This window comes from Neoalteromonas flava (genome assembly GCF_002807685.1).
Classification (GTDB): Bacteria; Pseudomonadota; Gammaproteobacteria; order Enterobacterales; family Alteromonadaceae; genus Alteromonas_E; species Alteromonas_E flava.
In genome coordinates, this window is the sequence record NZ_PEAX01000002.1 from 196,741 (window position 1) to 220,140 (window position 23,400).

General features: G+C 42.2%; 19 protein-coding genes. 7 read left to right on the forward strand and 12 right to left on the reverse strand.

Annotated features, from left to right (window positions below; all coding sequences use genetic code 11):
- Nucleotides 1–35 precede the first annotated feature (35 nt).
- Together CSH92_RS04780 and CSH92_RS04785 are read left to right on the forward strand one after the other, a co-directional pair.
- Nucleotides 36–2,333, forward strand: coding sequence for a hypothetical protein (locus tag CSH92_RS04780; protein WP_100656477.1), 2,298 nt, complete (start codon nucleotides 36–38; stop codon nucleotides 2,331–2,333).
- 118 nt (nucleotides 2,334–2,451) lie between these two features.
- A complete protein-coding gene (locus CSH92_RS04785; RefSeq protein ID WP_100656478.1) occupies nucleotides 2,452–3,399 on the forward strand; it encodes a sulfotransferase domain-containing protein in 948 nt (315 codons plus the stop codon).
- Nucleotides 3,400–3,559: 160 nt separating this feature from the next.
- On the opposite strand, the gene CSH92_RS04790 is transcribed toward CSH92_RS04785, so the two are convergent.
- The 9 genes from CSH92_RS04790 to CSH92_RS04835 form a co-directional block, all read right to left on the reverse strand.
- Nucleotides 3,560–5,653: an acyltransferase family protein gene (locus tag CSH92_RS04790; RefSeq protein WP_100656479.1), complete on the reverse strand. Its 2,094-nt coding sequence runs from the start codon at nucleotides 5,651–5,653 to the stop codon at nucleotides 3,560–3,562.
- Nucleotides 5,654–5,992: 339 nt separating this feature from the next.
- Entirely contained in the window at nucleotides 5,993–6,922 is a 930-nt protein-coding gene (locus tag CSH92_RS04800; protein ID WP_100656481.1) for a GNAT family N-acetyltransferase, read from the reverse strand.
- The gene (locus CSH92_RS04805; RefSeq protein WP_164084656.1) at nucleotides 6,919–7,920 is read right to left on the reverse strand and encodes a polysaccharide deacetylase family protein; all 1,002 of its coding nucleotides are present in this window, start codon (nucleotides 7,918–7,920) and stop codon (nucleotides 6,919–6,921) included. The genes CSH92_RS04800 and CSH92_RS04805 overlap by 4 nt, the downstream gene beginning before the upstream one ends.
- Complete coding sequence (locus CSH92_RS04810) at nucleotides 7,913–9,109, reverse strand: hypothetical protein (RefSeq protein WP_164084657.1); 1,197 nt, start codon at nucleotides 9,107–9,109, stop codon at nucleotides 7,913–7,915. Before CSH92_RS04810 ends, CSH92_RS04805 begins: the two co-directional genes overlap by 8 nt.
- Nucleotides 9,109–10,257 carry a glycosyltransferase family 2 protein gene (locus CSH92_RS04815; protein WP_240612735.1) on the reverse strand — a complete coding sequence of 383 codons (1,149 nt, stop codon included), beginning with the start codon at nucleotides 10,255–10,257 and terminating at the stop codon, nucleotides 9,109–9,111. The genes CSH92_RS04810 and CSH92_RS04815 overlap by 1 nt, the downstream gene beginning before the upstream one ends.
- A complete protein-coding gene (locus CSH92_RS04820; RefSeq protein WP_100656483.1) occupies nucleotides 10,254–10,760 on the reverse strand; it encodes a serine O-acetyltransferase in 507 nt (168 codons plus the stop codon). The genes CSH92_RS04815 and CSH92_RS04820 overlap by 4 nt, the downstream gene beginning before the upstream one ends.
- Entirely contained in the window at nucleotides 10,757–11,884 is a 1,128-nt protein-coding gene (locus tag CSH92_RS04825) for a glycosyltransferase (protein WP_164084658.1), read from the reverse strand. Before CSH92_RS04825 ends, CSH92_RS04820 begins: the two co-directional genes overlap by 4 nt.
- Nucleotides 11,874–13,082, reverse strand: coding sequence for a TIGR04063 family PEP-CTERM/XrtA system glycosyltransferase (locus CSH92_RS04830; RefSeq protein WP_100656485.1), 1,209 nt, complete (start codon nucleotides 13,080–13,082; stop codon nucleotides 11,874–11,876). The genes CSH92_RS04825 and CSH92_RS04830 overlap by 11 nt, the downstream gene beginning before the upstream one ends.
- A gap of 10 nt (nucleotides 13,083–13,092) precedes the next feature.
- Nucleotides 13,093–14,505: a TIGR03013 family XrtA/PEP-CTERM system glycosyltransferase gene (locus CSH92_RS04835; RefSeq protein WP_100656486.1), complete on the reverse strand. Its 1,413-nt coding sequence runs from the start codon at nucleotides 14,503–14,505 to the stop codon at nucleotides 13,093–13,095.
- A 151-nt stretch (nucleotides 14,506–14,656) separates the two neighbouring features.
- Here CSH92_RS04835 and CSH92_RS04840 point away from each other — a divergent pair, with 151 nt between their 5' ends.
- Genes CSH92_RS04840 through CSH92_RS04855 form a run of 4 tightly spaced genes read left to right on the forward strand, consistent with a single transcriptional unit; the run spans nucleotide 14,657 to nucleotide 19,493 of the window.
- Complete coding sequence (locus CSH92_RS04840) at nucleotides 14,657–15,283, forward strand: XrtA/PEP-CTERM system exopolysaccharide export protein (protein ID WP_100656487.1); 627 nt, start codon at nucleotides 14,657–14,659, stop codon at nucleotides 15,281–15,283.
- Between the two features lie 51 nt (nucleotides 15,284–15,334).
- Nucleotides 15,335–16,936 (forward strand): XrtA system polysaccharide chain length determinant, encoded by a 1,602-nt coding sequence (locus CSH92_RS04845; RefSeq protein ID WP_100656488.1) that lies wholly within the window; start codon nucleotides 15,335–15,337, stop codon nucleotides 16,934–16,936.
- Nucleotides 16,936–17,865, forward strand: coding sequence for an XrtA-associated tyrosine autokinase (locus CSH92_RS04850; protein WP_100656489.1), 930 nt, complete (start codon nucleotides 16,936–16,938; stop codon nucleotides 17,863–17,865). Before CSH92_RS04845 ends, CSH92_RS04850 begins: the two co-directional genes overlap by 1 nt.
- A complete protein-coding gene (locus CSH92_RS04855) occupies nucleotides 17,862–19,493 on the forward strand; it encodes a TIGR03016 family PEP-CTERM system-associated outer membrane protein (RefSeq protein ID WP_100656490.1) in 1,632 nt (543 codons plus the stop codon). The genes CSH92_RS04850 and CSH92_RS04855 overlap by 4 nt, the downstream gene beginning before the upstream one ends.
- Before the next feature lie 70 nt (nucleotides 19,494–19,563).
- Here the strand turns inward: CSH92_RS04855 and CSH92_RS04860 are convergent, their stop codons facing one another.
- Together CSH92_RS04860 and hldE are read right to left on the reverse strand one after the other, a co-directional pair.
- Nucleotides 19,564–20,601 carry an XrtA/PEP-CTERM system-associated ATPase gene (locus CSH92_RS04860; protein WP_100656491.1) on the reverse strand — a complete coding sequence of 346 codons (1,038 nt, stop codon included), beginning with the start codon at nucleotides 20,599–20,601 and terminating at the stop codon, nucleotides 19,564–19,566.
- Nucleotides 20,602–20,680: 79 nt separating this feature from the next.
- A complete protein-coding gene (hldE, locus tag CSH92_RS04865) occupies nucleotides 20,681–22,102 on the reverse strand; it encodes a bifunctional D-glycero-beta-D-manno-heptose-7-phosphate kinase/D-glycero-beta-D-manno-heptose 1-phosphate adenylyltransferase HldE (protein ID WP_100656492.1) in 1,422 nt (473 codons plus the stop codon).
- Between the two features lie 43 nt (nucleotides 22,103–22,145).
- Here hldE and CSH92_RS04870 point away from each other — a divergent pair, with 43 nt between their 5' ends.
- A complete protein-coding gene (locus CSH92_RS04870; RefSeq protein WP_100656493.1) occupies nucleotides 22,146–22,463 on the forward strand; it encodes a GIY-YIG nuclease family protein in 318 nt (105 codons plus the stop codon).
- On the opposite strand, the gene CSH92_RS04875 is transcribed toward CSH92_RS04870, so the two are convergent.
- The gene (locus CSH92_RS04875) at nucleotides 22,450–23,358 is read right to left on the reverse strand and encodes a DUF350 domain-containing protein (protein WP_100656494.1); all 909 of its coding nucleotides are present in this window, start codon (nucleotides 23,356–23,358) and stop codon (nucleotides 22,450–22,452) included. The genes CSH92_RS04870 and CSH92_RS04875 overlap by 14 nt on opposite strands.
- Nucleotides 23,359–23,400 lie beyond the last annotated feature (42 nt).

Genomic DNA, 23,400 nt, shown 5'->3' on the forward strand with positions numbered 1-23,400 from the left:
AGATAAATTCCCATTCATTAGGTATGTAGCTCGACATGAATCATAAAAGAAACGCCCTATCGAAAAATTGCTTATTCGCGATATTTGTCCTTTTCGCAGTGTTCTTTACAACTGCAATAGCCGCTGAACCACTTTTGCTCACGAATGAGCGGATGCAGATGCTTAAAGATAAAATGACGAAAAAAAGTGAAGACTGGGTCTATTTTAAAAATAGAGTCGACGGCAATTTGGAGAGGTTCCCATATAGTTCTGGAGAATTTGCAGCGGCGTCAGCGCTGCTATATCTAATAACAGCGGAACAGCTCTACCTAGAAAATTCAATCCGACTGAATGACTATGCATTTCATTCTGAACCCGATGTCGGATGGACAGATTTTGACAAAAGAAATCCCTTCAGAGTCCGAGCACGTTGGGCTTTTTTAACATTCATTTGGTTAAAACAATCATTGAGTATAGAGCAGATCCAACTCTATGAGTCACATTTTGCTATCTGGGGAGATTATTGGCTAGGTCAAGTAGGTTTATCTGATGATGAAGGAAAGCTTAGGACTTCAGACACAGACAATGTAACCTCATTAGTTGAAAACCTTTTTTTACTTGGGACGATATTATCAAATTCTTCAACATACGGTGATCTAGGGAGTCTTCTCCGCTTAAGAGCAGAGGATATATTTGAAAACATTATCGTTCAGCAATATATGTTGGACATCATGAGTGGAGGTGTGTGGGCGGAAGGTGTTGATTACAGTTCACAAACACAAGTGCACTGGGCATTGACTGCTTTAATTTACAGCCAATTAGGAATCGAAGACAAAGTTAATGACTATCCTTTGTTAACCATAAAAGCTCTAAATCAAATGACACTTTCTGGATTTGATGATACGTACAAATATGGCTCTGTAGGGAACGCAAAAAATTACTCCGACGTTAGCGAAGATGGCAGATACCAATTCGCACTGGTGGTACAAGAGTTCTTAAGTAATGAAGACCGAAGCCTGTACTTTTTTCCATGGTGGACTAAAGTGATTAAAAAGTATGGTCATCCAAGCCGTTCGATAGATACGGGGATTTGGCGAATTCTTTTTGAGCCACTCGACATAAGTGGCTCTGAAAAACCGTATGACACATTCAATAAAGACGAAATGTTTTACTCTCCCGGCGTTGGTTTAGTAAGTCTTAACTACAAGGATGATGACAGTGTTGTCGATTTGTATTTTATTAATAGAAAATTACGAGTAGATCATGAGCATCAAGATGCCCTCAGCTTTGATATTGCATTCAATGGCGAGTGGGTAACGAAAGAGGTTTCAGGGTATTCAGGCTTAGCGTCAACGTCAGTCGCACATAACACAATTCTAATAGAAAACGCCGACCAAGGCTCATCTAGTCCAACGCGAAGAGCATCTGGTAACCCTTATTATTACATAGTTCATAACACAGATGATTTTTCTCTATTATCAGCTGAGGCTGCGCCTGCATATAATATGAGTGGTTATTACGCAGCTAAATATACAGAGCAAGTGAGCCGACAATTAGTTTTCATTAAACCCAATATTATTGCGATTTATGACCGAGTGATAACTGATCCAAATGTTTATAATGACCTAGAAAAGTATATCGATAAATTTATAGCTCCTCGAAACGGCCGATACAATAGGTCCGTACAACTAGTCCAACACTTTCTTAAAAAGCCCAAGGTTTCAATTGAAAACCCTCTGTATTTTTCATTCAGCAATAAAAAGAGCGACGTCGATTATAGAATTCTTTACCCGAAATACCCCAACATAAAATGGGTAGATGAAAAGCTGTTTTGGTCTGATGTACCAAAGTACCAAATTAATGAGAATCAAAAAAATTGGCATATAAAGGTTGAATCAGGTAACGAAACGAATGATAGCGAATTCGTCACATTTTTTCGCCTTCAGAAAAAGCATGATTGCCTGACCTCAGTCGAAATCAATTTTGTGTGTGAACTAGATGCTTCTTCGGCAAGACTGAAAACTAAAACGATCGCAAAAGAAAGCATTATTGAAGGAGATATTATCGGCCTGAATATTCATGATGACGCCCAGAATCACACCTTAATTTGGAATAGAACGCCTAGCACTCCGCTTGAACGTATCCAGGTGCAACTACAGCCTACTTCGACTGAGTTACTCATTACTGGATTATATCGTAATTCACAGTATGAAGTGATATTGAGTAAATCATCAAGCACGCATGACCTATTAATTCGCAGAATAACGTCTTCTGATTTTGCACTAACTTTAGAATCACAGATATATATAAGCGATGAAAGTGGCTCCTTGAAACTAGACGAAAATTCACTCTAAAGCGTTAAATATGTAGAATCACTAATTTAAACTAGTCAGCTCGGGTTCAAGTCACTTTGAGATTGTTAGCAACGCTAAATAACTGTAATATCGAACTAAAAGTAATAAGAATATAGTTATGTCTATTAAGTATCGCGTCAAAACTTTCTTTCGCCACATAGCAAATAACACGCTTGGCAGATTACAACGACGTTCGGGTGAGGCAAAAGAAGACATCATCGTGTTTTCCACACGTAGAGGAGGAAGTACATGGTTGATCGAATTACTGAGTGCTGAGCCTCACGTTAAAAGAGCAGTAGAAATCTTCGATGTAACTTTAAACCACAACCCGTATAAAAATCGGCTACCTTTATCAAAGGGTGGTTTTTACATTGATCTTAGCTATGAGCAAAAGGCCCTTTTGTTTGATTACTTTAATGACCTGAGGTTAGGAAAAATAAACTACAATACCCAGTGGAAATTTTGGCAAAAACCGTTTAATTATTCTTACAATAGAATGCTATTTAAGGTATTTTACGCTAAGAATTACATCGTTGATTTTAGTATGTTAAAAAATACTAAGATTATCTTTCAAGTCAGACATCCCATTCCTACCTCGTTATCTATTTGTAAGCAAAAATGGCCAAACGCGGCTGATTATTTTCTTAAATGTGAGAACTTCAAACATCAGCTTTCTACAAAACAATTAAAATTATCAAACGATGTCATGGAAAATGGCGCTGAATTAGAAAAATACGTGCTTGGCTGGTTTTTAGAAAATTGGATTCCTATTCTCGAATCTCAGAAAAATAACGATTGGTTGATTTTAAGATATGAAGATATGGTAATGAATCCAGAATTAACGATCAGCACCTTAAAAAAGTTTTTAGACCTAGAATCAGCTGAAGCAGCAAGAGAAATTTATACTAAACCATCGTACAACGCTTTTGCTTCGAAAAACAAAATTCTAAATGCCTCACCAGAGTACCTTTGTAATGGATGGAAAGATAAGGTTGATTTTGAAGAGCATAAAATGCTCATCGAGATTTTTAATGCATTCAAAAACCCATACTATAGTCTTGACTAAAGGAATTAGGAAATCTTAGTTGGTTGTGTAACAAATTTTTTGCCCTTGATACTCAGCGGAAATTTGATGAGCTTACAATTATTTTGAGTCCCTGTTTTATAGTGCAAATTTAATAGGGTTGGTCTTCGCCTTAATAATTCAATTTGCATAGCAGAATGCTTCATGGGACATCCCTTTCTTGATTTTCAAACTCTTTTATCTTCGCAAAAGCTGGAGGTATATCTCCAATGGTATCAATAATTTGATAACCAATCCTCCAAGAACCACTTAATGATAAATGTGAAGCATCAAAATATAAAGGGATGCCATCTTTGTCTGAGGACGAACACACACCATTCTCGCATATAAATTCTACGATATCGAAATACTCCACATCTTCGTTTTTACTAGCAAATCTCATTAAATCACTGTTAATATTGGAAATTTCAGATAGCATTTCCACTTTGGTTTCTTTATTGCATTCTACAGTATTTAAAAGTATGGATTTTTCAAGGCATGTTCTATCAAAACCCCGCACATGAGGAACATGACCCAAAATAATGACCGAACCGCCTCGCTCTCTAATAGCATCAACAGTACTAAAAAAATCATCAAGAAAATGCCCCGTTGTATTTATGTAATTAATCCACGCTGCTGAAATTATAATAATGTCATACTGCATGACTTCCTTTGACATGTATTCTAAGGATTCAACGCAACTAGCTTCTCTGTTTGGCGGTATAAACTCTGTTGGGCTCGAAAGTAAGGGGGGACAGCTGGAGTGTTGCAGATTCGTAAACGAAAACTCAGAATGTTTTGCAAAAGCGCCTAAAACTCCAACGTAATGCGCTGCATTAGAATCGCCCCAAAGTAATACCTTCACGTTGTTCCCAACATCCCTATCTCCAACCTCACAATTTCGCTCATTCTTGAGTTCTTCATTAATTAACCAATCTTGACAAACATAATCATATCGAAAGGCAGGTTTTGTATATTGGTAGACCTCGCGCAGTTCTGAGGCCTTATAATGCATAAAAAAGCCTTCAGACTTGATAATAAGTAAACAAAAACCGGCAACGATAATGCTCGGTGCAACTAGATATGAAGAAAAGATGAAGCTCGAGGATTTCTTAATTTTCCGAGTTGGCTTTTCAACGTATTGATAAGATAAGTAAGCGAGAGCGAACGTAGTGGCGAATATTAGTAGGCCAGTAGTAAAGTTTATTGGAATTTGAGCGTATTTCAAGAAAGAAATTATCGGCCAATGCCACAAATAAGCTGAGTATGATACAAGCCCAACTGCTACTAATAGCCTGCATGTCAAGACGTTATTCACATAGCTGATATTGTGAGCTCCAGCATATATTATCAACGCTGTTCCTATTGAAGGAAAGAAAGCATTCAAACCAGGAAAAACATCAGATTTTGAAATAAAGCAAATAGAATAAATTAATAGCAGCACACCTGATGACGAGATTGTCAAACAAGCATTTTGGGAGAGTGTCCTAGCATTATCTTTATTCAATAGAACTGCTGTTATACCTCCGATTATCAAACCTCCAGCTCTTGTTGGAAGCATGTAATATGCAAATGATGGAGAGTAAAGATATGCTATCTCGCCTAATACGAAAGCTAACGCTGCCAAAACAAGTAAAAGAACCAAAGTTTTGGGGAAAGATCCCAATTTACATATCAACAAAAGCACAAATGGCCAAATAAAATAAAATTGCTCCTCAACTGCAAGGGACCATAGATGAAGCAAAGGCATTTCGTGGCTCGATGTTGAAAAGTAGCTACTTTCCAAGAACCACCAAAAATACACATTCGCCATCGATAACAAAGAGAACAGACCACTTTTAGCCACACCGATCGTATCTTCGGGCCGATGGAAAATCATACTAACTGAGAGTGTCACTACAATTACTAAAATAACCATAGGGACAATTCGTTTGACTCTGCGAGCGTAAAAACTTAGGAAGGAGAAGTTACCAGAGAATACATCCCTTAGCAGATGCAATGTAATGAGGTATCCTGAGATAACAAAAAACATATCAACACCGACGAATCCACCGGGTAAAAGGACTGGATTAATATGGAATATGATTACTGCAAGGACTGCGATAGCTCTTAAGCCATCAATATCAGCTCTATATCCCTCTTTGTAGTTTAGTTGAAGTGTTTGCTTTCTATTTGCCATGTTTTTGATAACTTTAATTTGATAATTGTATTTTGTGTAAGGTAAAGAAATTAAGATACGCTTGCTTGCACCCTTCATAAAGCAAAAATTCTACCAAAACGCGCTTGAGTTCCCTCTTAATTGAGCTCAACAGAATTTGGTCGGAACAGATTTACATAACACATTTAAAAAACGATGCTAAGGTTAATCAAATTTCAAAATCACAGCCTGATATAGAGTTTGAGCTTTTCAAAAAGAACGTTTAGTTTTGTTTTGCAATTGATAATGAAATTTTTAGCCCTGCCAAAATATAAGGCTCTACCCTTGACGCATCTGACATTAAACATTTCGTCTTTTCCTGTAGCAAAGTCTTTTTTATAACTTCCGGTCTTCCCATGCATTAAATCATAGTACAGGCAACCTTTCTGCCTTGCCATACTAATGGCTTTTAAGTGAAGAAGGCTTCCGAAACTTCCCCCCCCCCGCTCGACGAATAATTCCACTTTGATAATAAAAAAGAGTGCTTCCATAAAACCAACCATAAAATGATGCAACCAAAGACTCATTAACCATTATAGAAAAAAGGCATACCTCTCGTGTTTTCGATATTTGGCTAATAAATTTTTGATGAAAATCACTAAACTCACGAGAAGAAAAAGCGCCCCTTTTCCCACGAGCATTCCAAGAGTTCGAATGAAGTTCTTTGAGGAACAAAAACTCGCTTTCTGCAGAGCTGATATCATTTGCTATTCGCACTTTCACTCTATCGCTTGAATTTCTCCACTTCCTAAACTGACGTCTTAATTGTGCACTTGGAAGGGAATCAACTTGGTTAGACTCAGACTGAAAAACATCTAAAACAAATCTAAAACCAATTGATTCTATTGATGTATACCATTTACGGGGTAGTAAACTAGTCCAATATAAGATGTCTGAACGAGCAAGCAATCTTTTGAAAACTATCGATGTAACATTATCTAAGCGCTCTAACTCATCTGTAAGTTTGGCAAAAACTTCCGTTTTATAAGGCTCAAGAATTGCTACATCCGGATACTCGCTGCTAACTTCCATTGCTTCATCTTCACCATCACCAAGTATATGCAATGCGTAGCCCTGAAACCTCCCTATATATTTTAAGTAGAAAGGGGCGTACCCAACCAATTGTCCATCTATCTCAAAAATATGAGCCCAAACCTTACTTCTTGAATCCATAAAAATACTGATCCACGGCAAAACCCAATCTGGCTTGAGAAAAAAATGACAATCCTTTTGGTGCTGTAAGAAACTATCTAGCTCAGATGCAACTTCCTGCATTTGCTCTAAAGTAGTAAGAAGCCTATGCGATATATTTTTTGAATCATGGCTCATTTGGCTAAAGTCCGAGCCCCCATAGTACTTAGCACCACCTTCGCTAAATCATCGTCATTCACAGAGAAACGGTTAATATCGAAGGGATCAATAGGAGCTACGTTAAAATGCGGTTCATTATTAAACGCCAAGGCATAACCACTTTGTTGGACTATCGCTTTGGTTGTGTCGTCAAAACAATGATGTCGACCGACGGGATACGCAATCACCTTTACTGAGTTATTCAGTTCTCGCTCGATGATCGCTTTCGATTCTGCGATTTCGTAACGTTGCTCATCTTCACTCAAGCGAGAGAGGATATGGTGGTTAATAGTGTGCGATCCGATTTCCATGCCATCATCAGCCAATTGCTTAACTTGCTTCCAATTCATAAAAAGCTGCTGCTCAGCTGCTTTAGACTTGGAATCAACATTTGGAAACTGTGCACGCAGGTGCTCTAAAACCTGCTGCGCGGTATAATTCTCCAGACGTTTAGCTCGGTAGATAAAACTGCGAATGTCTTTATCAAGCGTCGCTTGGCTTATCGGTACTGCTACGTCTTCGCCGGGAAAGGTGACCGACTGACCGACATTGCTACGTAAGATATAAGCCATTTCATCCCACCACGGGATCTCTGTACCACTGATCAAGCTTGTTGGCAGGAAAAACACCCCCTTAACTGCCGCTTGCTTCATCGCTGGGTAGGCTAAGGTGTAATTATCCAAATAACCATCATCAAAGGTAATGATTGCATATCGCTTACTGACTTGGGGAGCTTGCACAATCTCGGCTAACTGAGCCACATCGACAAGCTCAAAATGGCTACTAATGATTTCTAAATGCTTCTCAAAAGTGCTTTGACTGCAAGAAAAAATATCTCGGTCAAAGTCAGTTGCAGTGCTGTCGCCAATCCGGTGATAGTTGAACACATAAACACCGTTGGGTAAAAACCGCCACACAAACCGACGTAATTGAGTCGTCGCGATGACACGCCTGATCAGGCGTTTTACTTTATTCACCGGAGTCAGCCATTTGTGCTAGCGAACGAAACGTCGGTTTCGGTAACAAGAAGTCGCGGTAATCATTAGGGTTGCCCGACTTACCGGCCTCCGCGGCTTTCGCAATATTATACATTTCACGGGCAGACACATAATGTAGCATGTAGTCCTTGCCGTCATTGTAATGAGTTTCTAGATAATCATGCATTTGATGCCGTGGCGCCCCCAATAACGTTTCCTTGTCTTGTTCCTGAGTACCATGAGTATGCACTTTAACGAAAATCCATTCCGGCCGTCCTTTTACGTGAATATTCGACTCAACCCACTGTTTTACTCGAATATCGAGTGGTGGTGCCGTCTTTCTCACATCTGCATTCTCAATATGCGGCATTCCTGATGCGGTTTTCCACTTAAAATTCAAACCGATCGGGCCTTGGATCAGCATCAAGTCACCGCTTGGGGCCTTCCCAACCTCTACATCAACCCCAGTATCATGGGATTTACAAGCGCCATCTTTTCCTTGCGCATAATAAATTGAATTTATCTTGCTGGTCTGCGCTGGGCTTGGTGCGCAAGGCAATGTCATATCAACATAACACCCCGACTCACGAAGTACCTTCAACTCATTGTCAACGCCGCAATGAATACCACCAGGCAGTGAATTATCTAATGCCCAGTTACCGTGAATAAACGCGTATTGGACTTGTCCTGTTTCAGGATGAACGGGTAATGCTCCGTGCTGTTCATGTAAGGTTACCGCAAAATCACTCAGTACTTTGTGTAAATTTTCAGCCGTATCATCAGCATGGTGTAGGTGGATTTCGATCTCACCAAATCCGCGCTGACATAGGTCAGAAAGCTTAGCTAAATGCTCATGCCGGTATTCTTCTTCCGGATAAAAAAAACTGTGCTTTGGATGGCATCCATCAGCATCAACGTGTTGTTTCGCCATCTCTGGATAGAGCGAATACCATCGATCCACACGCTCTCTCTCAAGTTCAATTGAATCATTTTTCCATTGCGGCTCAAAATGATCAACAAAGCAAAACAGGACGTGCTTGGTACCGTCAACTTTGGGTTGGCTAGCAAACAATGATTGCTTAACGTAAGGCCACAACCAACTGTCCATATTTTTTTTCTTTACAGCAACGATAAATAACGCCAAGGTCACCAAAACTACCGCACCAACAATTGCGATTGCCCAAATCATTATTTATTCTCCCCCTGGCGAGCCGTTGTTTTCCAGGCCCCAGACTGTCCTCCGCCGAGAAACTTAATAAACCCCTGCGCAAGGGCCAAGTTCATCGACACAAAAAAAGTAATAATCGCAACCAATGCGTTATTCCTTAAGCCGCACTTTTCACGAGCTAAACCATATACCGCGACGGTATAAAAGAGCAACTGCATAAATAGCACTAGCGCATAAAACGGTTGATGAATAAGTACAATGTTAGTCACCAACGCTAATAACATCAGGTGTGGCGCAAACCAGCGCAAAACTTTGTGCGAAAAAAAGCTTAAGGCTAGACTCAACCGCAGTGGCGAGAGCGCCCAAAGATTGGCAAAAAAGGCACGATAGTTGCCCAACCCGATCCGTACACGACGGCCAAATTCATCGTGCAACGACGGCGCAACTTCTTCATGGGCGACTGCGTGGTCATTGTAGATGACGTCATAGCCTTGTTTTTTAACGTTCATCACAATACAAAAATCGTCTACGACAGTGGTGCTTGGCAGAGGCTGATAAAGCTCACGACGAATCGCATAAACAGCCCCATTTGCCCCCAACAAGGAACCCATCGATGATTCACGCTTTTTCAAAAACTGTTCGTAGCGCCAATATAAGCTATCGTTGTTGTCATTACCGTCGGGGTTGTACAGGTGCAATTCGCCACACACGGCACCTACATTAGGCGTAAAACTCGCGACTAATTTTGTGATTGTATCAGCAGTGAACTCAGTATTGGCGTCAGTAAAAATCAACACATTAGCCTGGCAGTTTGCCACCAATTCATTCAATACGCTGACTTTACCGCGGTTCTTGGTATGAATATTCACATCGACTCGCGGATCCTCATTGAATGTCGACAGTATCGCAGGTGTGTTGTCTACGCTGCCATCGGATGCAACTCTTATCGTCAATTCACCGGGATAATCTGAGGCCAGTAAGTTTTCTATGCGTGCTTTGATGCAAGCCTCTTCATTATAGGCTGATAGCACAACATCAACAGCTGGCCATGCGTCAGGTGCGACCATGGCAACCGACTTTTCGGCAACCAAAAATTTCAAAAGTAAGGGGTACAACGCATAGGTATAGACCAGTAGAAATACCGCTGACCAAAACAATATTTCAATCACTGACTTTTTCCTATTGGGCGTGCTGGGATACCAACGACAGTTAAGTCATCCTCGACGTCTTTAACCACGACTGCGTTTGCGCCTATTTTTACATTATTACCCACTCGTACTCCACCCACAATCTTCGCACCTGCGCCGATAAATACATCGTTACCTATAACTGGAGCTTTGCCCTTCTCGTCACCGATCACGACACCGCTTTCGATAATAACCCGCTCGCCACCAATAACTTTCGAATTTACTACGATGCCCACCGGATGCATTAAAATCAAGCCTTTTCCGAAGGTCGCTCCAGCGCCAATCACACAGCCATTAATGACTTTGTTAAACCATTGGCATAGAAAGGAAAAAGGGATTAACTTGTAGCGCTGAAACCAGCTGGTCATGCGGTACAAAACATTGGCACTAGTGCCATCACTCATTAACACACGAATGCGCGAAGGTTCAAATCCTTGGGCCTGCCAAAACTCGCGCTTGTAGCGCAGGTCGTCTTTAATCTTCATAGTGGTTTTAATTCGGTCAACTTATCAACAACGGTTTGTGCATTCTTCGCCCAGTCAAAATTTTGCGCGTGCTGCGCCAACTTTTGTTTATTCCAATTTTTTGCGAGCGCAAGCCTCAATCCCTTCAGTAATTCAGCTGTGGACTGAGGCTCTACCAATACACCGGTCTCTGCGTTAACAATTTCAGGGATCCCACCAACAGTTGTCGCAATAACTGGCACGCCCGAAGCAAGAGCCTCAAGCAATACATTGGGTACACCCTCGCGATAGCTGGGCAGTACTAAAAAATCGGCCTGACGCAACTCACTAGCAACGCTATCGAGTGGCATAGCGCCAAGAAACTCAACCTGAGATTGGATCCCATACTCTTGGCATTTAGCTTTTAGAGTTGCATCCTCGGGCCCTTTACCGATGATGCTCAACTGACAGTTTTCGTTTTCAATCAACTTACTGAAGGCTTCGATCAACTCAAAGACCCCCTTAGTTTGAATTAAACTACCGATAAAAATCAGTTTGGTTGATTCGCCTTTTACAGGCGGCTCATCCAACGGATAAAAGACGTCTCGATTGACCCCATTATAATTCACGGATACTTTTTGCGATGAAAATCCCAGCTCAACTAAACGATCGACCAGTGCTTGACTAGGACAAAACACATGGGCAAGCGCAGTGCGGATCGACAACACTTTGCGCACTTTATTGACGTCCTGTAAATGGTAATTCACGTCTGTACCATGAGTCTTAGCGATGCAAGGTATTCCATTATGCGCAGCGAATTTAGCACTTGCGACCACGTCGGGGTATAACCAGGCAGCATATATCGCGTCAGGCTTCTTGCTCAAGAGTTTTCGCTGATATCTCCTGAGTGCGATATATTGAAAGAAAGGCGCTAAACGAGCGCCTATTCTGGGTATGTGAAAATATGGGATGAACAGCAGATCATCACTTTCAGAAATTTGCTTGCGATGGCGCAACCATTCAGGGAAAGTGACCAAAACTGCGATGGTCAAATTGACCGATTGCCCTAACCTTTCAAATTGTTGTCGGTTAAATGCTGCTCGCGTCGGATCCCAAGGCGTCGGATAAAGATTAGTGATCGCCAAGAGATTAAAATCAATTCGCATCCAACAATTCCTGATAAGCTTTTTGATATTGCTTAGCGGTATTGTGCCAGTTTCTAACATCCGTCACGAAGGCCAACCCATTTTCGGCCATCTGCTGTAGCTTATCGGTCTCGTCAATATTTGCTAAAACGGCTTCCGCGATGGCTTGTGGCGAATCTGGCTTGAACAAAATCCCCGTCTTGCCATGTTCAATAAGCTCGCGATGGCCGCCAATATCTGAAGCAAATACGGGCTTCATTTGCGCCATTGCCTCTAATGGTTTGAGTGGTGTTACTAATTCAGTTAAGCGAATACTTTCGCGTGGGAACAATAATGCATCGGCAACACTATAATAACGACTGACTTGGTCGAAAGGCACTCGCGGAACAAAAGTTACGTAATCTTCAACTTGTAGTGACTGTGCCAACGCTCTTAAATTTGCTTCCTCGTTGCCGCCCCCTACTAACAGTAAGTGTACATCTTGGCGCTGTTTAATAATCGCTGGCATTGCATTTATAGCGATCGCTAAACCTTCGTACTTAAAAAAAGTACCCACGAAAGCTAACACCTTTTTGTTTGTCAGATTGTACTGCTGCTGAATTTCGTGGTCGGCTTGCGTGATGACTTTAAACTGCTGGATATCTACTGCATTTGGCGTAACAAATAATTTTTGTGCGCTGATACCACGGGAACGCAAATCCTGTTCTAACCCTTGACAAATACAGCTCACTTTATTGACAGTATTAAATGCGTGTTGTTCTATGGCTTTAATTAATTTATAGCGCAGACTGCCTTGTTTGGTTTTTCCCGTATCAACCGCGGCATCTTCCCACAGCGCCCGAACTTCATAAGCCACAGGAACACCATATTTTTTACCGACTTTAACCGCCGCCAAAGCGTTAAACATTGGACTGTGCGCTTGAATAACATCTGGTTTTTCTTTTAGATACACCTCTTCAACGCGCTTAGCCAAATGATTAATATACGCCAAATATCCGACTAAAGGGATCTTGCTGAACACTGACTGAGTGGGTGGGGTCCGGTAGAAACGCATGCCCTCTACGTCTTCTTCCAGTGCACTAAAGTCTTGAAACCGTTGACTTGTCATTTGACACGTTTCGATGCCGATTTCACGTTGATGTTTCAAGATTGCACGCGAACGCAACGAATACCCACTGATGTTTGGTGGCGAGTATTCCAATACATGTAAAACTTTCATGATAATGTCCCTAACGCCCTTTGCCAAAGAGCACAACTTCTACGGTCCTGATTAAAATCAGCAAGTCCAATAGCAAACTTTGATGCTTTACGTAGTACAAGTCAAATTTCAATTTTTCCAAGCTATCTTCGATACTAGCGCCATACGGGTAGTTAAGCTGAGCCCAGCCTGCTAAACCAGGCTTAACATTGTGACGCTGATTGTAATAAGGGACTTCCTTGATCAATTGCTCCACAAACTCTGGGCGTTCAGGACGTGGACCGATGAAGGACATCTCACCTTTGAAAATATTAATTAGTTGAGGTAATTCATCGATACGGTACTTGCGAATAAAGTTACCAATCCGGGTGACTCGATTGTCATTCTTACTCGCCCACTTGGCACCGTCTTTTTCTGCATCAGGGCGCATACTTCTGAATTTGATAATTTTAAATAACTTGCCATTCATTCCGACGCGTTCTTGTTTGTAGAAAACGGAAGTTTTGGTTCGACGTCCGTCATCCAGCCAGATGATCAACGCGGTCAAAAGCATAAATGGCCATACAAAAAACAACACACAGAACGCCATAGTGGCGTTTAGGATATAATCGAGTCCATCGCGCAGATAGTTCTGTGAAGAAAACCCATTCGAATAAATTACCCAACTCGGATACATCAGATTCACGACGATCTGCCCAGTTTCTCGTTCCATAAAATCGAGTAAATCGGTAACTTCTACACCACGAAAACGACAGTCAAACAAAATGTCAATTGGCAAAGTCCCACGTCTTTGGTCACAGGCGATGACAACTTCATCAATATCATTGTCTTGCAAAAAGCGACGAAAATGGTTGTCGACTTTAATTTGGATAAGCTTTTCGTTAATAATCCCTTCTTCGCGGTTATCTCCAGGAATAGGCACAAAGCCGACTAATTCAAAACCCATCCTATCGACATTGCGACGCATCCTCTTTTCAATAATCGAAGCCCTTTCGCCAGCACCGAGCACTATAATCCGAGTGCGACCGACACCAAGTAGACCTAACCGAGTAGTAAAGTAACGAAAAACTACCAGCGACAGGATAATCGTACCAATGGCTGAGGGTAAGTAATAAGGATGTAATTGCAGCTTTTGCAACAGGGTGCTGGTGAGTATTTCCACCACGAAGTACGCTAATCCTGCGCTAACGAATATGCGCCGGATGATGCCGCGAAATGTGACTCTCAGCTTGGCTTCGTACAACCCTACGGATAAAGCGCAAAGTTGGGTAAAGATGATGAGCAATCCAACATTGACCACAACCGCTTCCAAGCTGGGTGCCGGGATATCGAATGCTTCTGCTAAGACAAAGCTGACAAGGTAGCTCACGTAACCAATGATTACCGCTTCTGTAACCACAAGTGCATTAGAACGTCTAGACTGGTTAGCTTTCGATATTGCCACATTAACTCCTTAATCGTATTCCTCGACAAATATCGTAGGAATGTGCAAACAAATCGGGTAGACTTCTTTAAAAATCCTACGCATTATATGCCATCTAAGCACAGGGTAAACAATAAGTTTATTTGACGATTGCCATAAAGGGAAAGTTGCGATGCTCTACAGGTTTATAGTTATTACATTCATGGTTCAAAGCTTGATGTTTTTGGTGGGGTGTTCAACGAACAAGCTTCCACCTGCTATTCCAGCGGCTTCCTTAACCACATCTGTTGACAATTATTCCTACCTGATTGGTCCAGGCGATACATTAAACATATTCGTATGGCGTAACCCTGAAGTGTCGGGCTCATTTATTGTGCGACCTGATGGCAAGATTACGACGTCTTTAGTAGAAGATCTTGAAGTATCGGGCAAAACACCTACTCAACTCGCTCGCACCCTCGAGGAAGAGCTAGCGAAGTATATTCGTGAGCCAATAGTAACGGTGAGTGTGACCGGCTTTGTAGGCCCATTTAGCGAGCAGGTACGTGTTATCGGCGAGGCAGTAAATCCACGTTCAATTAACTATCGTGAGCGCATGACGCTACTTGATTTGATGATTGAGGTTGGAGGCCTTACTGAGTTTGCCGACGGTGATGGGGCTAAGTTAATTCGAGTCATCGACAACCAACAACGCGAATTCGATATAGATATTGACACATTAGTGAGACGGGGCGAAATAGAGGCTAATGTCGACCTTTTACCTGGGGATATTATTATCATACCTGAAGCGTGGTTTTAGGAATAAAAGACGGTGAAAATGTCTAAGCTTACGAAGTAGGGTAAAGCGAGAATGGAAGAACTAATAAAATCTCTAGAGGCTATCAAAGAGTACGTTGGTGGTATTTGGTTTAAGAAACGCTATGTGATTATTAGTACGTGGTTAGTTTGCCCAGCACTAATGTTTGCTGTTTTTATGATGCAGGACCAATACGAGTCTGAAGCAAGCGTTTATGTTGACACCAGTTCAGCCCTTAGACCGCTCTTGCAAGGAGTTGCTGTACAGTCTGATCCTGATCAAGAAGTTGCTATGATCGTTAGAACGTTACTCAGCAGACCAAACATAGAAAAATTAGCTCGTGAGACAGACTTAGATATTCAAGCTAAATCCGAAATAGAATACGAAGAACTTATTGTCGATCTAATGAACGACATTAAAGTTCGCTCAAGAGGCGGACGTCGTGAGGATAGAATTTATACTATTCAGTACACTCACGACAACCCGCAAACTGCGCAAAGTGTCGTCAACGAAACCTTGGATCTATTTATTGAAGGAACATTGGGTGAATCTAGAGTTGGATCAGACACCGCTAACCGTTTTCTTGATGAACAAATCGCTGAGTATGAGGCTAGGCTATCTCAAAGTGAACAACGATTAGCGAACTTTAAACGACAGTATTCATATTTACTGCCTGTTCAGGGTACTTTCTATTCTAATCTTGCTGAGCAACGTGAAGCTCGGAATGAGGTTACCTTGAATATTGGAGAGGTAACGAAGCAAATAGAAGCTCTTTCTCAAAGACTAATATCAATATCTTCTTCAGTAAATTTTGAAAGCGGATTAGATGAAGACGACAACCGATTAGTTAAAACAGAGTACGACGCAAGAATTGATTCCCTGCGAGCCCGACTTGACGAACTACAATTAAGATATACTGATCTCCACCCTGATGTGAGAAGAGCTAGCGACCTTTTAACTGACCTAGAAGAAAAAAGAGCCAGAAAAGTTCAGGAATATATGGCTACTTTAAAGTCAGACTCTTCATCTGCAGCTTCTAGTAATAATCCGTTTGCGCAACAACTGGGAGTCGAGTTGAGTAAGTTGGAAGCTGAGCTCGCTTCATTAGAGGTTCGTCAACAAGATTTAGATCGAGTTATTGAAGATTTGACCAATAAAATCGATCAAGTACCCTTGGTAGAGGCAGAACTTACAGCTTTAAACCGGGATTACGACATAACAAAGTCAAAGTACGAAGAGTTACTTTCAAAAAGGGAATCAGCAACCATTTCTCGCAATGCCGAAATTTCAGATGACGATATCAAGTTTCGTGTAATCGTCCCGCCAACGCTACCAACAAAACCTTCGGGCCCTAAACGTATACTATTTTACACTGGAATTTTGATATTAGGTTTTGGTGCTGGCTTCGCAATAGCGTTCGTTATTAGTCAAATATCGCCTGTTGTATTGTCTGCGGAAAATTTACACCGTTCAACTGGAATCCCAGTACTTGGTGTAGTGGAAGATATGAACAAAGCCACTAAGTTGAAGCAAGAACGGATTAGAGTTGCTTTCTTCGCACTTTCTTGTTCAGGTATTTTCACTATTTACGCTGGTTTCGTACTTATTGAGTTGCTAAATATTGATTTAATATCAAAATTTGAGAGGTTTCTATAATGAGCACCATTGAGAAGGCTTTGGCCAAAAAGGGCGCTAAGCAAGCAGCTCAAGACACAACTAACGCGGGTCAAAACGAAGCTGCTAAAGAAACGACAATTGAAAAAGCCTCCTCTTCGACTGAACAAGGTGGTCAGAAACAATCCAAATCCACTAGTCATAAAAAAACTACGACACCGGATGGTTTGTTTCTTGAAATCGACAATGATGCATTAATTTCTAATGGTTATTTGTCAATCCACGGGGATCGTTCTAGAAAGTCAGACGAGTACCGCGGTATCAAAAGAAAAGTGTTAAGTAATGCTTTTGGACCTTTGTCAAAGACACTGAAAAATAGCAACATAATAATGGTCTCAAGTGCTAGGCCCAATGAAGGGAAAACGTTTACAGCCATCAATTTAGCAATTAGTATCGCGTTAGAAAAAGATAAAACCGTACTGCTTGTAGACGCAGATGTACTGCGGCCATCAATATCAAGAGAGTTAGGCGTAAAAACCGAAAACGGTTTAATGGAATACCTCTTGGATGAGTGCCATTCAATAGCTGATGTTTTGTATAAAACTAACATCGATAAGCTGCGTGTTATCCCAGCTGGACGGTCTCACCACCTTTCGACAGAGTTGCTCTCGAGTGAAAAGATGTTAAAAGCAGTCGATGAGTTCTCTAGTCGTTATTCCGATCGTGTTGTTATCTTTGACACCCCACCATTGTTGGGTATAAACGAGTCAGCGGTCCTTGCAAATCTTGCGGGTCAAGCGGTGATAGTAGTTGAAGAGAATGAATCAAAGTTACGCTTAGTGCAACAAGCAACGGAATTGTTATCTCCAGATATGGCTAAAGGATTCGTCGTTAATAAAGCTGTTAGAAGTGGCAGTGCTTCAGGTGATTATTATTATGGTCATTATTATGGAGCTAGCGATAAAAAATGAGCAGCCTTAAGCACTCATTGGGATCAGTAAGCACCTTATATTCTGTAAAAATACTTCCACTTCTGTTGATAAGCTTTTTTTCACCCTCTGTATTAGCAGAAATTGAATTCGACGGAGTCATCGGCACTTCCCTAATTACGGCGAATACTAACAGTGACGGAACTCGTAGAACTAATGGGAATACAAACTCTTTTCTCTTAAACCCATCGCTAACACTGAGTTATAGCGGCCCTGTCGCAGAGTTTTTTTGGAATATTGACCATACTTATCTATATCAAGACATAGACAAAAACGATACAAGTGAGGATCGCTCCTTTACCGAATACCAGATTTCTGGTCAGGTCGATATTATTAAAAATTATCTACAAGTTAATGCGGGTTCTCAACTTCGGTATCAAAACTCAGATCCTTCTCTCGTATTTGCCGACGATTTTGTTTCAGGTGCGCAGAATCTTGGTAAATTTCGAACATCATTTGGTTCGCTTCTATTCACTTCAGCATCACAACGTTGGTTTGATGTAAATTGGGAGATTAGAGCTAGTAAAATTGAAAGTGATCAATCTTTCAGCTCATCTGCAAACCTAAATAACAATGATTTAGGTACATACTTTGAACTTTCTCAGGGTCGAGAGTTTAAGCAAATTAGATGGACTGTTACTAACACATTTCAAGATACTGATGGAAGAGTTAACGGAAACGACCTTAAATCACGTGAAAGCTCGGTAGATTTCGGTTTAGGAATCTATGGGCCCCTAGGGTTATATTTGGTCGCACAAGACGAAAGGAATCAATTTGACGGAGCTTTAAACTTAGGCTTAAGAGACTATACGAGCTATGGCGCTGGCTTAGAATGGTCGCAGTCTAGAAATAGGCGAATATCACTTGCCTTGAATCGGTCTGAAGAAACCAGCACAGGCGATAAAGATGAATTTTTGTCGCTGGATATGGTTTGGGCTTTTTCTGCTCGAACTCGCTTGGAGGCAAAATTTGGACGGCGCGCTTACGGTGATTCAGGGCGATTTTCATTCGTCTACAACACAAAAAAATTGAGAGTAGCAGCAACATACGATGAAAACGTAACGAACTTCAGTCGCTTGGTCAGCAATTTCGAAGAGCTCGGCGTTTTTGTGTGTCCGGTTGGGGCAACTGAGCAGAATCAATGCTTCCTGCCAAGTTCCTTGGCTTATCAATTACAACCCGATGAGCAATTTAATTCTCTATTCCAAAATACGCCGGAAATAAGCGAAGAAGTCATCGAGCGAAGACTCGGGCAAATTAGTGCAGGGTTTGAAGCTAAAAAATTGACACTTTCACTTACGGTAGCTGGTGGTAGAACTCAATTTTTGCAAACAAACCGAACTCAAGACAATGTTACGTCGACACTAAGCATGAACTATAACGCCGGTGTAAAGACTAGCTTATATTCAACAATTAACTACAATAAAACGGACTTTTTAGATACTAATACTAGGAACCAAATCTTACGAGCTGAGAGTGGAATACGACATCAATTGACCCCTGAGCTTTCTATTTCTTCACAATTGACATACACCGACAGTGACACTCGAAGTAGCGTAACAAACTACCAAGAACGAAGAGTATCGGTTTCTATGAGCTATCAACTCTAACTTAGGATTGATTTAGGTTACACACAATCAAAAAAGGTTGGCGCTGCCAACCTTTTTCGTTAAGACTGAATTATTCGTCTTTCAACCGCACATACGTGCGGTATTTCTTTTTCAATAGTTTGTCAATGTACTGGGTCAGCTTAACTTTATGGCTAATCGCGCTGTCTAGCGCATCCACAAGCTCATTCAACATGGTTTTATAATACTCCACATCTCTGATCTCAGTACCAGTATCAGTCATGCTAGCAGGGCCACTGACTTCATCTTTTAATGAACGAGGAGCCACTGGATCCGGCGTGAACATCTCTTCTTTGACTTCATTAACCACTGCATCAATGGCATTTTCGTCCAGTGTTTCAAGCTCTTCTAAAAACCCATACAACAACACGCGGTCCATCAAGGTATTAATCTTTCTGGGGACACCGGTAGTGAAGGCATGAATGCGATTAAACGCCTCATCAGAGAACAACGAAGTGCCTTTCCACCCCGCATTATGCATACGGTGCTCAATATATTCTTTAAGCTCATCGACAGATAATGGTGCTAAGTGACATGACGCTACGATCCGCTGGCGAAACTGCTCCATATTAGGTGCGCGCAGAATGGGCTGCAGTTCCTCTTGGCCAAGCAAAAAACTTTGCAGCAATGGCTTACCGTCTTTTTGGAAGTTGGACAACATACGTAGCTCTTCAACGGTCTCTAACGGCAAATTTTGTGCCTCGTCGACCAATAGCAATGCACGACGCCCTTCACGGCTTAGGCCTTCCAAGAAATCCTCAAGGGCTTCTAAAAGGTCAGTTTTGGTTTTGTTGGCAACATCGATACCAAACTTTGAGGCTACCATCTTGACCAACTCATCGGGATTCAACTTGGGAGTCACGATTTGTGCGGCAACGATATCGTCTTCTATATCGGCAAGTAGGCTGTTAGCAATCGTAGTTTTGCCGGTCCCGATGCCACCGGTGATCACAATAAAGCCCTCGGCCTGTGACAACCCGTATTGTAAATAAGACATAGCTCGCTTATGCCATTTGCTGGCGAAGAAAAACGCTGGATCAGGCGTCAGTTGGAAGGGTTTTGAAGTCAACCCATAATGAGATTCGTACATGTAAAATCGCCAATAAGTAAAGCACAGCTAAGTAGCGCTAGCTTACAAGGCTAACGCACTGGGATCAATCGATTGTCGATTAAGCGCGATCGACGATTTGGCGGATGATGCCTGTGGTTGAAACACCTTCTTCAAATAGCAAGACCTTCACCTCACCGCCATTGGCCAGTACTTCCTGACCACCAGCTATTTGCTCAATGGTATAATCCCCGCCTTTCACCAACACGTCAGGCAGTATTTCGCCGATTAGACGCTGTGGTGTATCTTCGTGAAATGGTACTACCCAATCTACGGCAGCAAGCCCTGCTAATACGGCCATGCGCCGTTCCACTGAATTAATAGGACGTCCCTCGCCTTTGAGCTTGCGTACTGAATCGTCAGTGTTGACTGCAACAATTAGGCGATCACCTAATTTGGCCGCTTCGGTTAAATAGGCAACATGGCCGGAATGTAAAATATCAAAGCAGCCATTGGTCATCACCACCTTTTCACCGCGATGTTTGGCGGCAAGTACCGACTGTTTAAGTTGCGATTCACTCATCACACCACCATCTGGGTGCGCTTCATCACGCAAAGCAACAGCTAATTCAGTAGTTGATACCGTTGACGTGCCCAATTTCCCGACCACAATACTGGCTGCGATGTTGGCAAGCACGCAAGCGTCAGCTAGAGAACTCCCCGCACCAATACTGGCAGCAAGGGTTGAGATTACCGTATCACCTGCACCAGTCACGTCATAGACTTCTCGAGCTTTCGCCGGTAGATGTAACGGTGAATCATGCGCAGCAAAAAGCGACATTCCGTGTTCTGAGCGAGTTAATAGCAACGCGTCTAATGCCAGTTTGTCTCTAAGCTTCTGCGCCTGTTGCTCAATAACCGATTCATCCTCGATTTCCCCGACAATCTGCTCGAACTCTGTCAGGTTTGGTGTCACCACAGTTGCGCCGGTATATTTAGAGAAATCATTGCCCTTTGGATCGACGACCACAGGTACCTTGTGTTCGCGTGCAATAGCAATTAAATCCGCTGCAGCACTCAAGCACCCTTTAGCGTAATCGGATAAGATGACAACATCCGCTTGGCCGATGGCACTGTGAAATTGCTCAGTTAATGATTGCTTGTCAACGGCTTCAAAGCTCTTCTCAAAATCTAAGCGCAACAGCTGTTGATTGCGGCTCAAGATACGTAATTTGGTGATGGTATCAAATCCGCTAACCTGGGCGAATTGACACTGAATATTTGCCGCGTTGAGTTTCCCCATCAACACTTGCGCCGTTTCATCTTCCCCAGTCATGCCTAACAAGGTGACCTTAGCCCCTAGCGATGCCGCGTTTAAAGCAACGTTTGCTGCACCACCTGGACGGTCTTCGGTGTCCCCCACTCGCACCACAGGAACCGGTGCCTCTGGAGAAATTCTCGCCGTCGAACCCTTCCAATAGCGATCCAACATTAAGTCGCCAACAATGAGGATACGCGCCTGGCTAAAATCTGGTAGATTCATGAGTGTTAAAATTCAAAGAGTATGAGATGGGCAGAGTATACCAGTGAATCAAGAAAAATCAGCTGCGCAACCCGCACAATCAAATTGGTATGTTTACATTATTGAAAATCGGCTGGGTCAATTATATACCGGAATTACAACTAACGTTGAGCGGCGCTTAAGCGAGCATGCAGGCAAACCACAAGGTGCTAAAGCTTTGAAAGGCAAAGGACCGCTGCAACTCATGTATACCTGCCCCTTAGCAAACCGCTCGATTGCATCAAAAGCTGAGCGCTGGATAAAGCAACAACCCCGGCAAAATAAGCTCGCATTAATCGCTGGCAAACTGGATTTGCCAGACTTTACTATTATGCCTGAGTAAAAATTCCGATCACGATAAAGGCGATACCTATACTTAACACGCATTGGATTGCTGCCACGCCAATATTATGCTGCTGATCCACTTCTTGCTTCCAATTTAGGCCATTCAGCACGACTCGCTTAGCAATAGTGACTAAAACCAGCAATGCAACGGCCAGAGCTAAGCTAGTAATCAACCAGCCAGTAATATTACTTACGTAGGTTTGCGCATCATATTGCAACAATGTCGCAGCGGTAGAGACCACTAGCGCAGTGCCGATTAAGTTTCCAGAATGTTCAATCGCTGCGGCCATATGCCCTTTACACAATACTTTTTGAAACGAATCATTTTGATTATTGCTAGCGAAGCGGAGCTCGTAAAAGCGCGTCATCAGTAACAACACCACAAGCACTACAACGAAGCCTGAGGTTATTGCAATAAGCGCATTTACATCGGTTCCTTCGACCCACTGCAACATACTTTTGAGCATAATTGCGCTAGCAATTGCACTGGCGGCATCCACGATTGCGACACTGACGTTTTTCTCGTCAATCATCTTGTCTTTATCGAGTCGATTAAGGACGAGTTTGTCGTGCGCGTATCGACCTATTCGCACGAGTCCGATACCAACAAAGCCAAACAATATCATGCCGATTGCAGCACTTTGGTAACCCTCTCCCACATGACGACCAACCACCGAACCCAGCACCAAACATAGTGATAACATACGCCCGGCCATACTGATCCCGAACGCGAAATTGTCTTTACTGCCCAATTCATTGGTGACACTAACACCGCTGATGCGACCCGAAAACCAGCGAACTATAAATAACAATACAAACGCGATACTGATATCAATAGACAAATAAACCCAGAGATCACTGGGTAGAGGGTTAAGCTTCACCAAAGTATCCATAACGCTCCAAGTTACGTTTTATCGCACACTACATTTTTTGTG

What these genes read in the sequence shown, in the direction of transcription:
- CSH92_RS04780 (WP_100656477.1), top strand. Translation starts at nt 36, where the DNA reads ATGAATCATAAAAGAAACGCCCTATCGAAAAATTGCTTATTCGCGATA.
- CSH92_RS04785 (WP_100656478.1), top strand. Translation starts at nt 2,452, where the DNA reads ATGTCTATTAAGTATCGCGTCAAAACTTTCTTTCGCCACATAGCAAAT.
- CSH92_RS04790 (WP_100656479.1), bottom strand. Translation starts at nt 5,653, where the DNA reads ATGAAGGGTGCAAGCAAGCGTATCTTAATTTCTTTACCTTACACAAAA.
- CSH92_RS04800 (WP_100656481.1), bottom strand. Translation starts at nt 6,922, where the DNA reads ATGAGCCATGATTCAAAAAATATATCGCATAGGCTTCTTACTACTTTA.
- CSH92_RS04810 (WP_164084657.1), bottom strand. Translation starts at nt 9,109, where the DNA reads ATGATTTGGGCAATCGCAATTGTTGGTGCGGTAGTTTTGGTGACCTTG.
- CSH92_RS04820 (WP_100656483.1), bottom strand. Translation starts at nt 10,760, where the DNA reads ATGAAGATTAAAGACGACCTGCGCTACAAGCGCGAGTTTTGGCAGGCC.
- CSH92_RS04825 (WP_164084658.1), bottom strand. Translation starts at nt 11,884, where the DNA reads ATGCGAATTGATTTTAATCTCTTGGCGATCACTAATCTTTATCCGACG.
- CSH92_RS04830 (WP_100656485.1), bottom strand. Translation starts at nt 13,082, where the DNA reads ATGAAAGTTTTACATGTATTGGAATACTCGCCACCAAACATCAGTGGG.
- CSH92_RS04840 (WP_100656487.1), top strand. Translation starts at nt 14,657, where the DNA reads ATGCTCTACAGGTTTATAGTTATTACATTCATGGTTCAAAGCTTGATG.
- CSH92_RS04845 (WP_100656488.1), top strand. Translation starts at nt 15,335, where the DNA reads ATGGAAGAACTAATAAAATCTCTAGAGGCTATCAAAGAGTACGTTGGT.
- CSH92_RS04850 (WP_100656489.1), top strand. Translation starts at nt 16,936, where the DNA reads ATGAGCACCATTGAGAAGGCTTTGGCCAAAAAGGGCGCTAAGCAAGCA.
- CSH92_RS04855 (WP_100656490.1), top strand. Translation starts at nt 17,862, where the DNA reads ATGAGCAGCCTTAAGCACTCATTGGGATCAGTAAGCACCTTATATTCT.
- CSH92_RS04860 (WP_100656491.1), bottom strand. Translation starts at nt 20,601, where the DNA reads ATGTACGAATCTCATTATGGGTTGACTTCAAAACCCTTCCAACTGACG.
- hldE (WP_100656492.1), bottom strand. Translation starts at nt 22,102, where the DNA reads ATGAATCTACCAGATTTTAGCCAGGCGCGTATCCTCATTGTTGGCGAC.
- CSH92_RS04875 (WP_100656494.1), bottom strand. Translation starts at nt 23,358, where the DNA reads ATGGATACTTTGGTGAAGCTTAACCCTCTACCCAGTGATCTCTGGGTT.